The sequence below is a fragment of the Lactococcus cremoris subsp. cremoris NBRC 100676 genome, assembly GCF_001591705.1.
In the GTDB taxonomy this organism is placed as follows: Bacteria; Bacillota; Bacilli; order Lactobacillales; family Streptococcaceae; genus Lactococcus; species Lactococcus cremoris.
Genome location: NZ_BCVK01000032.1, coordinates 1 through 12,178 on the forward strand (window position 1 = coordinate 1; position 12,178 = coordinate 12,178).

General features: G+C 34.1%; 8 protein-coding genes, 1 pseudogene and 1 riboswitch. All 9 genes and pseudogenes read right to left on the bottom strand.

Annotated elements, in window-relative coordinates:
* Nucleotides 1–362: 362 nt before the first annotated feature.
* Nucleotides 363–1,220: a methylenetetrahydrofolate reductase [NAD(P)H] gene (gene metF, locus LLA01S_RS06915; RefSeq protein WP_061778038.1), complete on the bottom strand. Its 858-nt coding sequence runs from the start codon at nucleotides 1,218–1,220 to the stop codon at nucleotides 363–365.
* Nucleotides 1,210–3,483: a 5-methyltetrahydropteroyltriglutamate--homocysteine S-methyltransferase gene (metE, locus tag LLA01S_RS06920; protein ID WP_011676180.1), complete on the bottom strand. Its 2,274-nt coding sequence runs from the start codon at nucleotides 3,481–3,483 to the stop codon at nucleotides 1,210–1,212. The genes metF and metE overlap by 11 nt, the downstream gene beginning before the upstream one ends.
* Before the next feature lie 159 nt (nucleotides 3,484–3,642).
* Entirely contained in the window at nucleotides 3,643–4,296 is a 654-nt protein-coding gene (locus LLA01S_RS06925) for a metal-dependent transcriptional regulator (RefSeq protein WP_014572659.1), read from the bottom strand.
* A 92-nt stretch (nucleotides 4,297–4,388) separates the two neighbouring features.
* Nucleotides 4,389–7,121: a magnesium-translocating P-type ATPase gene (mgtA, locus tag LLA01S_RS06930; protein ID WP_081106881.1), complete on the bottom strand. Its 2,733-nt coding sequence runs from the start codon at nucleotides 7,119–7,121 to the stop codon at nucleotides 4,389–4,391.
* Nucleotides 7,122–7,372: 251 nt separating this feature from the next.
* Nucleotides 7,373–7,533: riboswitch (M-box (ykoK) riboswitch) on the bottom strand.
* Between the two features lie 62 nt (nucleotides 7,534–7,595).
* Complete coding sequence (gene dltD / locus LLA01S_RS06935) at nucleotides 7,596–8,882, bottom strand: D-alanyl-lipoteichoic acid biosynthesis protein DltD (protein ID WP_011676183.1); 1,287 nt, start codon at nucleotides 8,880–8,882, stop codon at nucleotides 7,596–7,598.
* Nucleotides 8,872–9,113 (bottom strand): annotated as a pseudogene (gene dltC, locus LLA01S_RS06940) (D-alanine--poly(phosphoribitol) ligase subunit DltC). Before dltC ends, dltD begins: the two are co-directional and overlap by 11 nt.
* A gap of 35 nt (nucleotides 9,114–9,148) precedes the next feature.
* Nucleotides 9,149–10,372, bottom strand: a complete 1,224-nt coding sequence (gene dltB / locus LLA01S_RS06945; protein ID WP_061778040.1) for a D-alanyl-lipoteichoic acid biosynthesis protein DltB — start codon at nucleotides 10,370–10,372, stop codon at nucleotides 9,149–9,151.
* Nucleotides 10,372–11,871 carry a D-alanine--poly(phosphoribitol) ligase subunit DltA gene (dltA, locus tag LLA01S_RS06950; protein WP_061778041.1) on the bottom strand — a complete coding sequence of 500 codons (1,500 nt, stop codon included), beginning with the start codon at nucleotides 11,869–11,871 and terminating at the stop codon, nucleotides 10,372–10,374. Before dltA ends, dltB begins: the two co-directional genes overlap by 1 nt.
* Before the next feature lie 24 nt (nucleotides 11,872–11,895).
* The gene (locus LLA01S_RS06955) at nucleotides 11,896–12,087 is read right to left on the bottom strand and encodes a teichoic acid D-Ala incorporation-associated protein DltX (RefSeq protein WP_373466472.1); all 192 of its coding nucleotides are present in this window, start codon (nucleotides 12,085–12,087) and stop codon (nucleotides 11,896–11,898) included.
* Nucleotides 12,088–12,178 lie beyond the last annotated feature (91 nt).

Below are 12,178 nucleotides of genomic sequence, written 5' to 3' on the forward strand. Positions count from 1 at the left end.
CTGTTTGACGTTAAGTCAAGTTATCTTCTAAGTAAAATCTATTTAGCTAAGATCTTACCTGCAACATATTTCTATTTTTCTTTTTATCATTACCTCCAAATATAATAAAAAAAGACGTCCCCAGAGGACGTCTTCTTTATCCCCTAGATGATTAACGAACATCAAAGAGGACCCACATTTTATTAGCCAAAACTAATGTGGATCATTTATAAAGAAAAAATAAAATTTTTTACTGTTGTTAATCATCTTGGAACCTCAATATTTTATATTAATAGCTAGTATAATTAAAATTTTTTGATTTGTCAATTATTTATCTACTTTTTCTAAATTTTTCTCCAATTTCAATTGATACATAACAATAATTATGTATTTATTTTAAATAAAGATGAGATTGAAGAATGAATGGAACGTGCGGTTTCCGAATTATTCATTGTATATAGATGAATTCCGGCAACATCTTCAGTTACTAAATCTACTATTTGATCTATTGCATAAGCTATTCCTGCATCTCTTAGCGCAACAGGATTATGTTCATACTTTTCCAGTATTCTGATAAATTTTGCTGGTAGAGGCGTATTGCAATTTTTTAATAAACGCAGAATCTGATTACGGTTTATGACGGGCATAATCCCAGCAAGAATGGGGACATTTATTTCCGCAATGGCACAACGTTCTTGAAAATCATAGAAGCTATTATTATCAAAAAATAACTGAGTAATTAACTTATCAGACCCTGAATCAACTTTCTCTTTCAAATAATGAAAATCACTGATACGATTTATTGATTCAGGGTGAACATATGGATAACAAGCGCCCAAAACTTCGAAACTACTATCATAATCCTTTATAAATTTTACCAAGTCACTAGCATATTTGAAGTCTTTTTTAGTTGCTTCATCACTTATATCACCTCTCAGTGCTAAAACTTTCATAATCTGCTTTTCTCTTAAACGTTCCAAAATCTCTATCACTTGGGTTTTGTCGAGATAGGCCGCGGGTAAATGAGCAACAGCAGGAATATTTAATGTATTATTAACATAATCTGCAAATTTTATGGTTGTATCAGCAATATTCTCATAATTATTATTACTACAGGTAACGCTGATAAAGTCAGGAGAAAGTGCTCTTAAACTATCAAGTGTTTTCACTAAATGAGAGCTCCCAACTTGAGTTGTTGGAGGAAAAACTTCAAAAGATAGAATTTTAGAATCACTTGTCATATGTTATCTTTTCCTTTCTTACCTCTTTTGTTGCCTCAACCAGGTGAGTCAAACTAGGGATTGTTTCCTTATTTCCTCTTGTTTTAAGACCACAATCAGGATTAACCCAAACTTGCTCAATTGGTAATTTATTCAAAATCTTTTCTAGTTGAATTTTTATTTCTTGACTACTAGGAATTCTTGGGGAATGGATATCATAAACTCCTGGCCCTACCAAAGTTTGAAAATGATGAGCTTTTAGTGCATCAATAATTGATAACTGGCTGCGACTAGCCTCAAAAGAAATGACATCGGCATCCATCGCATCAATAGAAGGAATAATATCTTCAAATTCAGAATAACACATGTGTGTATGGATTTGAGTTTCAGCTTTCACCTTAGAATGGACCAATCGAAAGGCTGGAATCGACCAATCTAAATATTCACTATACCAATCACTTCGACGTAATGGTAGTTTTTCTCTAAGTGCTGCTTCATCAATCTGAATGATTTTAATTCCAGCCTTTTCTAAATCGAGTACTTCTTCTTGGACAGCTAAGGCTAACTGTAAAGTACTTTCCTTTAAGGAAATATCTTCTCTTGGAAAAGACCAATTTAGAATAGTTACAGGCCCTGTAAGCATCCCCTTTACCGGTTTAGAAGTCTGAGATTGAGCATATGCTGACCAGCGAACGGTCATAGCTTGCGGTCTTGTGATATCTCCCCAAACAATTGGCGGTTTAACACATCGTGTTCCATAAGATTGAACCCATGCTTTTTGTGTAAAAATATAACCATCTAATTGTTCTCCAAAATATTCTACCATATCATTTCTTTCAAATTCACCATGAACTAAAACATCTAACCCAATGTTCTCTTGAAGTTCCAAACATTCTTTAATTTTTTCTTCCAAAAATGCTTCATAATCACTTTTGCTCAGTTCACCACGCTTATACTGCAATCGAGCTTTTCTTACTTCTGGCGTTTGAGGAAATGAACCAATAGTCGTTGTTGGTAGCAGAGGAAGCCTGAGTGCTTTTATTTGATCGGCACGTCTTTCAACTAAGCTAGGCGTTCTAATAAAATCTTTATCAGTTAAATGAGTAATTTTTTGTTTAAGTTGAATATTTTCTTGGACTCTATTTTTATCAAAAAGTGCAATATTCTTATCTAACAGGGAAGTATTTTTCTTAACATAAATTTCGGAAATTTCACTAACTTCCACCAATTTTTCTTTGGCAAATGCGAAATGGTTGAGAATTTCTTTGCTTAATTTGATTTCATTCTCAGTTGTTACTGGAACATGCTGTAAAGAACAACTTGTATTGATTACAATATTATCAATGTTTCCTAAATCTTTTAGCAAACTCAGTGTTTTTTGATAATGATTACGCCAAATATTTTTCCCATTGACAACTCCTGCAAAGAGTAATTTATCTTGAGGAAAACCATACTTTTGAACTAGTTTTACAGACTCTCTTCCTTCAACAAAATCAAGGCCAATCCCATCAAAATCGAGCTTTATGATTTCTTGATAACTATCGCGTAGGTCACCAAAATAGGTTTGAAGGAGAACCTTAAGCTTATTTTTATTCTTAAGTAGCTCTTGATAAATTTTTATGAATAACTGTTGTTCTTCTTCTGTTTGATCTAAAACTAGAGCTGGCTCTTCAATTTGTAACCATTCCCCTCCTAAATTATTCAGTTGGTCAAATAATACTGTGTAGGCTCCAATGAGGTCAGACAATATCGCGTCCTCGGTTACTCCAGAAAGGTAATCCGCCAAAATTAAAAAGGTATATGGACCAATAATTGTCGGTCTAGTTTCAAAACCGGCAGTCTTTGCTTCTTGATATTCGTTTAATAGTTTTGAAAAATTTGCTTTTATTACTGTTTCTTTGCTAATTTCTGGAACGATATAATGGTAATTTGTATTAAACCATTTTTTCATCGGCCTTGCTTTCACGTCATTTTCTTCGTCTTGAAAACCACGCGCTAAAGCAAATAAAGTATCTAATTCATTGAGTTTTAATTTTTTATAACGTTCGGGAATTACCCCAAGTGCAATAGATAGGTCTAAAGTTTGGTCATAGAAAGAGAAATCGTTGGAAATGGGATAATCAATTCCAGCTTCTTTTTGACTTTTCCAACTTTCTAAACGAAGTTCTTTGGCCACAATTTGTAGTTCAGCCTCAGAAATTTCCTTACGGAAGTATTTTTCCAGAGCAAATTTCAATTCACGATTTGAACCGATACGAGGGAAGGCAATAATTGATTTTTTCATAGTAGCTATCTCCAATATTTAATAGGTCTATCTTATCAAATTTAATAAAACTTTAATAATACCTTTTTGATATGATGACCTATAGTTTTTAACTATATTGAAGTCGTAAAAACAATAAAAGTCCAAGCAAATTTGCTTGAACTTTTATTATTTAATAATCTATCGTATGTGCATCAAGTGAATGCTTGATTGGATAAATGAAGGAATAACAATTGAGCTTTCTCTATCTTCTTTTATGATTATCGAATTATCTTCTAATTTTTCAATAACTTTAATTAGGTGTGGGAGAGAGAGCTCTAATTTTTCAAAAAAAGCTTTTCCTTTTTCTTCTATCGCCGTAACATGATAAGTTTGTGCTACTTGCGCTTCATCAAGCGTTAGCTCTACTTCATTTTTTAACCAAAATGACTCCGTAGGAATTTCCGACCCGTGAGGATCAGTCTCAGGATAGCCCATTAAAACATATAATGATTCAATCAATCTCGGAGATGATGCATGCTCTAAATTTTCAGCTTCATCATGAACTTCTTCCATCGTATAACCAACTTTTTCAAAGAGGAAACTTTCCCAGACCCGGTGACTTTTTAGAATGAATCGGGCTTCATGTGTCCCTAAATCAGTCAACAATACACCATAATAAGGTTTGTGAATAACAAGTTCTTTTTTGGCTAGACGTTTAATCATTTCAGTTGCACTTGGAGAAGAAACTGAAAGCTTTTGAGCTATTGCATTGATACTTACTGATTCATTATTTTCATTTCTCAGACTATAAATCGCTTTAAGATAGTCTTGTTCATTTTTTGAAGTTTTCATTTTTTTACCTTACTTTTCTCCATTTAATTATAACATAGACTATTTCAAAGTAAAATCAAAGAGAAAATATTCTATCATCTTTATTTTTAAATTTATAGTAACTCACCATATTTTGAGACAAAAATTTTCTTAAATAGGGTAACAAGAAACATGTACATGACTACTGTTAAAATTAACCAAGGGAAAAAGGTGAGTGGCAAAGCCATTAAGCCAATTGATTTCCCAAAACTTGTGAATGGAATGATTGTGAGACCAATAATTCCTAAAAAAGTAAGAAGCGTCAATGGAGCTGAGGCACGACTTTGTAAGAAAGGAATTTTTGGAGTCCGAATCATATGAATTACTAATGTTTGTGTCCACATTGATTCAATAAACCAACCAGTATGGAAGAGAGCAATAAAGCCAATATAGGCTGCACTTCCTGGAACAAGAGTGCTGAATGGGCCAAATGTTGCTGGACAGATAACGAAAAACATTAGGAGATATGTCGTGATATCAAAAACAGAACTTGTTGGGCCAATCCATAACATAAATTTACTTACAGAACTTGCATCCCATTTTCTTGGAACAACTAAGTATTCTTCATCAACATTATCCCATGGAATTGCTGTACATGAGAAATCATAAATTAAATTAAGTAAGAGAATATGGATAGATAACATTGGAATAAATGGTAAAAAGGCACTCGCAATTAAAACTGAAAACATATTACCGAAATTAGAACTTGCGGTCATCTTTATATACTTAATCATGTTAGCATAGGTTTTTCTTCCTTCAATGATTCCTTTTTCAAGGACCATTAAATCTTTTTCTAACAAGATGACATCCGCAGATTCTTTGGCGATATCTACGGCACTATCTACTGAAATTCCAACATCAGAGGCTTTCATTGCTGCTGCGTCATTAATACCATCTCCCATATAACCTACGCTATTGCCTGAATTTCTAAGAGTTGTGACAATTCTTGCCTTTTGTTGGGGAGATAACTTAGCAAAGACAGAGGCTTCTTTAGCAACTTGTGCCAGTTCTTCATCATCAAGTTGATCAATGTCAGAACCTAAAATTGTTTTATCAGCAGGAAGCCCAACTTGTTCACAAACTGAACGGGTTACTTTGTCATTATCACCAGTCAATATTTTTACTGATACGCCATATTTATTAAGTGCCTTAATTGCCTTTGCTGTTGACTCTTTTGGTGGGTCTAAGAACGCAAGATAGCCCATTAATACCATGTCAGATTCATCTTGAACAGAAAAGCTATCTATTGGAGAGGGATTGGTTTTCTGAGCCACCAGAATCACGCGCATTCCTAGTTCATTTAATTCATCAACTTTTTTGAGGATGTATTGTCTTAACTCAGAATTTAAGGGAACAATCTTTCCTTCATCTTCAACTAAGGTACAAATGTCTAACATTTCTTCAGCTGCACCTTTAGTAATCATTTGTGTTTTTGCGTTTGTACCATTCCCGTTACTTTGGACCACAACGCTCATCCGACGTCTTTCAAAATCAAAGGGGATTTCATCAACTTTTGTATATTTACTACTTAAACCAGATAATTCAGGATTTTTTTCTTGCTTGGCTTCTGCTCCTTCAATAATAGCCAAATCCATTAAATTTTTCAAACCTGTTTGGTAGTAACTATTCAAAAATCCATGTCTTAATACCCGAATATTTTCTTGACCATGAATATCAAGGTGGCGCATCAATACAACCTTATCTTGAGTCAATGTTCCAGTCTTATCTGTACATAGTATATTCATTGAACCTAAATTTTGAATAGAATTTAGATTTTTAATGATTGTTTTTTCTTTCGACATTGTAACTGCACCTTTTGCCAAGCAGGTTGTCACAATCATTGGCAACATCTCTGGTGTTAATCCAACCGCTACTGCTAAAGCAAATAGTGCGGCTTCCATCCAGTCGCCTTTAGTAAAACCGTTTATCAATAAGACAAAAGGAACCATCACTAACATAAAGCGAATGAGTACCCAAGATACTGAATTCACCCCTTTTTCAAAAGTTGTTTTAGTAGAATCTTCGGTCACACTTCTAGCCATTTCACCAAAAATAGTATTATCTCCAGTAACAATCACTATCCCATAAGCACTCCCACTAATAATATTCGAACCCATGAAAGCAAGATTTGACGATTCTGTAATCGAATCATAAGCCTCTGATGTTGCTAAATCTAATTTTTCTACTGGTTCACTTTCGCCAGTCAATGAGGCTTGACTGATAAATAAATCTTTAGCTTGGATAATTCTCAAATCAGCTGGAACCATATCTCCTGCTGATAGGTGAATAATATCTCCAACAAGGACTTCTTCAATTGGAATTTCTTGACTACCCGTTTCTAGTCTATGAACGTTTGTGGTTGTCGTAATCATTTTTAGGAGATTTTCGGCAGCATTTCCACTTCTTGTTTCTTGAACAAATCGTAAGATTCCAGAAATTAAAACCATTGTGGTAATGATGATCAGTCCTTGTGGATTTTTTTCCCCTGGAGCAGCTAATATAATATCAGTAAAAGCTGAAACGAGTGCCAAAACAAATAATATAATAGTGAAGGGATTGATGAAGGCTTGATAAAGGCGCTTAATTAGTGAGGTTTTTTTACCTCTAGTAATACTATTATCGCCGTATTGTTCACGAGAAATTTCAACTTGTTCTTCACTTAAGCCTTTATCTGATGTCTTAAATTTTTGAAACAATTCTTCTTTGCTTGATACTCTGGCAAATTCAAGTCTTCTTTTTATTTCGTTGTTGTCTACAAAATTTGTAGCTCTTTTTGTGTTTTCGAGTGTTTTTCTAAGTTTTTTCATTGGTCTGTACCTCATGTTTTTTAATATTTTTGCTGTACAGTCCTAAACCTTAGGCACTTTAAAGAAGGTGATAAGAACGGAAAATTGCTCTTATCACGTTAATTATCTGCGGCCTTTCGGGCTCGGGACTATTAATACTCTGGGATTCCATTTCCGTTCTCACCTCCTTTAAATACAAAAAACCTTGCCTACAAAACTTGAACGTAGGCAAGGGAATAATTCCAAAAAAAGATAACACTATAAAGCGAATCAGTTACAAGCTATCGTTCAAGCTTTAGCTCCGCAGGGCAATGTTGTTGCACTATTTCACGCCTTCTTTTTCGACATGAACTGTTGGCCCTCTCATCGTGTCTCCACGACTCTGCGGCAGCAACCCGTATCCCTGCGGTAGACTCACCTACCGATGGCTATGCTTATGGCATAACCAAATCCATTATAGCTGTTCTATCTTTTTTTGTCAATCTTTTTATTTTTTTATTTTAAGACAGACTCTGTTGCACCATTCATCGCCCAATCTTTTGATAAGAATAATGAGTTATCAATATGATATTTAAGATTACTTGGTGTTTTCATAAATTTTTCAATTGCTTTGTCTGTCGCTAACCAGCCTTTTGTTCCAAAATGGACTGTATCGCCGGAAGCATAAGGAGTATTATACATGTCTGTTAAATCAGCAATCTGATTAAATCCTTGACTCCGCAATTGTGTTTTAATTTTAGAGCTGAAATTTTGTAATGTTTCTTCAGAGACACCTGTATATGATGACCAAGAGCCATTGACAGGTTGAATAACAAATAAAACATCATTATGATTTTCAGCAAAAACATTTAGAAGTTGTTGGAAATCTTGATATTCTGGACTTTCGAGATAAGAAACTTTCTTTTTATAATTTTCCAGATGTTTATATTTGGATTTTATTCTCTGATTCCAAACATTATTGTTAATTTTGAAAGGATTGTTATTTGAACTCTTTTCTCCTTGGTCAACTGCCAAGCGATTTAAATTCTCTGATGTTGGATCATTGGGTAATTCTTTTGCAAATTTGTTGATTTTTGGAGAAAGTCCCAAATGATCAGCGGTGAATTGAGACATATTTGAGAAAAGTAAATCTTCTTTCCGCCAAAATTGTAAGTTGGTTGCCACAGTCATTTTTTGCAAGGCAGTTAATGGTTTTTTAGCTGCTAAACGTTCTAGAGAATTATAAATTGTTTCCTCAGATTTAAGTGATCTGAATTTTAATAGATGTTTTGCAAGCTGTGTTGTTGTGGCAGCTTTAGGGTCTGCTTCTTTCAACCAACCATAAATTTCACCTTTGGATACAAAGTTCTTTAGTTCACTTTCAACAATTCCTTGTTTAGAGAACCATTGTGGACTAATAACAAAAACAATTTTACGATTTTTTAGTTCGTCTGCCACTGAATTCATATAGAAAAAGTGAGTTAATGTCGTTGTTCCGGGTTGTCCTACTAAAAATGGTATGAAACCTGAATTATACTTGCTGAAATAAGCACTTGGGTGAAATGAATCAACGTGTTCCATTTCTGACGAACCGAGAACTGGTAAAAATTCAGGATCTGAATAGGCTTGTTTCTTAATTGAATATCCTGTAAAAGTAGGGGTATTTAATGGTGACTGTGCAAACTTAACGAGTTGGTCTTTAGAATATTTCATTCCAACGTTAAAAGGGAGAAATATTAATAAAGCAACGAGAACTAAAGCTGCAATTAGTGGGCCAATTGCTCTAAAAATTTTAATTTTCATCCGTTTTTTCCTGAACGCGTGCTGCTATTTTATTTGCTGTATTCCAATCTTCACGGTCCATTTCTGATGGTGGAAGACTAATATCAAATGCACCTTCTAATTTTCAACGATAAGCATAATAGCTCTCATTGAATCAAGAATTCCTTCTTCAAACAAATCCATGTCTAAGTCTTCACGGAATTCGTCTGTGCCTGAGATTGTTTCGATAATGTCAAAAATTTGTTCTTTCATTTTTTTCTCCTAATGTTTTTATAAGTCTAACTCTTTTAGAAGTTAGGAAGTGGGTAATGTGGATCTAAGCAGTGCATAATGATGTGGTTTGGTATTCCTGAGAAGATAAGGAAACTGATAAATACTAGGTTAAAAGTGATGAAAATACTTACAGCACTTGTCCATTTATTATCTGGAATTTTCCACTTCTTTCGTTTTTTCAAACGTTTCCAAGCATCATAACCAATCATTAACATGGCATGGTAGAAACCATATAGAATGTAATACCATGTCAACCCGTGCCAGAATCCCATGAGTAGCATGTTCGCAAGGTAACCAATATTTGAAATGGTTACCATATTTTTTGACCATTTTTTGACCATGAATGTTTTCACTAGACGCATGAAGACAAAATCTCGGAACCAAAAACTTAAAGTCATGTGCCATCTTTGCCAGAAATCATGAATATTTTTGGCTAAGAATGGTTTATTGAAGTTATGTGGTAAATCATAACCCATTAAATTACTGATACCAATGGCAAAGAGTGAATAACCAGCAAAGTCAAAGAATAAATACAATCCATAAACATACATAGATGATGAAACATTCAAGAAACTTGGATGAAGCGTTGCACTAATTGCGATACCATGTAACCAATATTGGTCAATCAAATAACCGATGATAAATTTATAAAGGAAACCTTGGAAAATTCTAAAAATCCCTTTATTTAATAAATCAAGATATTTTTCAGTAACTACTGGTGCTTTTAATTCTTTAACGAAATGGCGGAAGCGATCGATTGGCCCTGATGAAATTGTTGGATAGAAATAGAGGAAATAAAGAAATTCTTTGAGTGGAACTGCTTTAATAAGCCCATCTCTTATTTCTATAATCATCGCAACGGTTTTAAAACTGATGTAAGAGATTCCTAAAAATCCAAGAATTGAACCAGGACCCGGTCCAGGATTGAACAAAGGATGAACTTTTACAATCACTAATGGCAAGATTGATAGTAAAATGATGAGATAAAAAACAAAGGTTTGGTTTTTACTCTGTTTTACCCGATACCATTCATAAAACTTAACAATGATGGTCTGAAAGACCCCAAATCCGATTAGAGCCCAAATGGTAACTGTCCCTGAAAATGTAAGCCAGAGAAAAGCAATAGTCAGTAAAACTTGATACCACATAAGCTTTTTGCCAAGGAGCTGAGCAATAACAATCGGAATTAAAGCCAGGCCTAGAATCAGGAAGTAAAAGGGAGTTGAATAGGGTTGCACTAGTTGTCACCTCGCTCTTTTTGGGCGAGTGCCTTGCGGTCAACTTTTCCATTTTGATTCAGAGGGAACTTTTTGAGATAAATAAATTTGGTTGGCATCATATAATCCATAATTGTTTTTGAAAGTTCTGCTTTGAGTTGCTTTGTAAAGGCTCGTTCTTCAGCACGATCCGCAAATGTTTTTTCACTTTCAAGATAAGCGATTAAAGCTGTAACTTTATGTTGGTCATTCGATTTAGGTAAAACCACTGCTTTTTCGATATCTTTTAGGTTTTGAATATTGGCTTCAATATCCTGAAGTTCAATACGGAATCCATTAAATTTGACTTGAAAATCAATTCTTCCTTGATAACGAAGCATGCCCTCATCAGTTAGTGAACCGGCATCGCCTGTATGATAGGCAGGTTTTCCATCTACTGCGAAAAAGGCTTGAGCAGTTTTCTCTGGGTTTTCAAAGTAACCTTTAGCAACGGAATCACCGATAATAATGATTTCACCATCCATGATTTTTAGTTCTACACCAGGTTTGGCAAAACCAATAGGAAGACGGTCATTTTCTGTCAGTAATTTTTCAGTCACTTTTATTGATGAAATAGCTCCTGTTGCTTCTGTTGGACCATAAGTATTATAAATAGTTGCTGACGGGAATGCTGTCAGTAATTTTTCAGCTGTTTTTTTCGTCAATTCTTCTCCACAAAAGATGAATTGTACTAAATTAGGATGTTCTTTCTCTGTGAATGAGGGATCCAATAAGCAAATATCAACAAATGATGGTGTAGAAATCCAAGTATTGATGACTGTTGAATTCAATCGTTCAAAAAGTAATTTAAAGTTTGTTGTTTCGTCACGTGAAAGTGAGACTAATGTTCCACCAGTTGTCAGACTTGGATACAAACTAAAAATTGATAAGTCAAAGCTATAAAGGGCTTGTGATAAAATTTGATTATTTTCAATTTTGTTAAAGTCGTTGTTCATCCAGTTTGTGAAGGTCACAAGATTAGCATGGCTGACTTCAACACCTTTTGGTACTCCAGTTGTTCCCGAAGTATAGATAATATAATTGCTATCATTACCAGAAACGGCTTGACTAAAATCAAGTTCTGGAAGTTTTTCATCGAGAGATAGAGTGTTTAGATTAACTGAGATTCTGTCAGTAAAAAGAGCAGAAAAATCTTCTGAAAGATTAACAGTCGTTATCACAACTGCTGGTTTTGCTGCTGAATTAATCATTTCTGTCCGCTCAAATGGAGTGTGGGCATCGACTGAAATATAAGCATGTCCAGTCAAATTTGATGCTAGCATTGCTGCTAAACTAATAAAGTCATTTTTACCAAAAATTAGGATTGGACGATTCACTAATGTCCGCTCCTTGATTTGTTTTGAAATCTCCGATACAGCGACGAATAATTGGCGGTAAGTAAATTTCTGCTCACGCTCGGCAAGCACGATAAGGTCAGGGTTTTTGTTTGCAATTTCAAAAATTTGTTCTAATAATTTCATAATTAACTTCTCCAATAAATCTCTCTAAAATTCGTTGTAAATAAAGTGTGCTCCCCCAGTATGACTGTAGGAATAAAGATAGAGTAGAATTAATATAATTACAAAGTAAAATATTATTTTAGCCAAAAATATACGAATTTCTTTTTTCTTGTCCATTGGAACTCCTTTTAATATATAAATTAATAAGAGGTTTTTAGAATACTCAGTTAATCTCATATCATTTATGACTTAGATTATAACATTTATTAAGCGAAAAAAAAACTTACATTTCTGTAAGTTTAAATCATTTTTAGAAAAGAAAACGGCA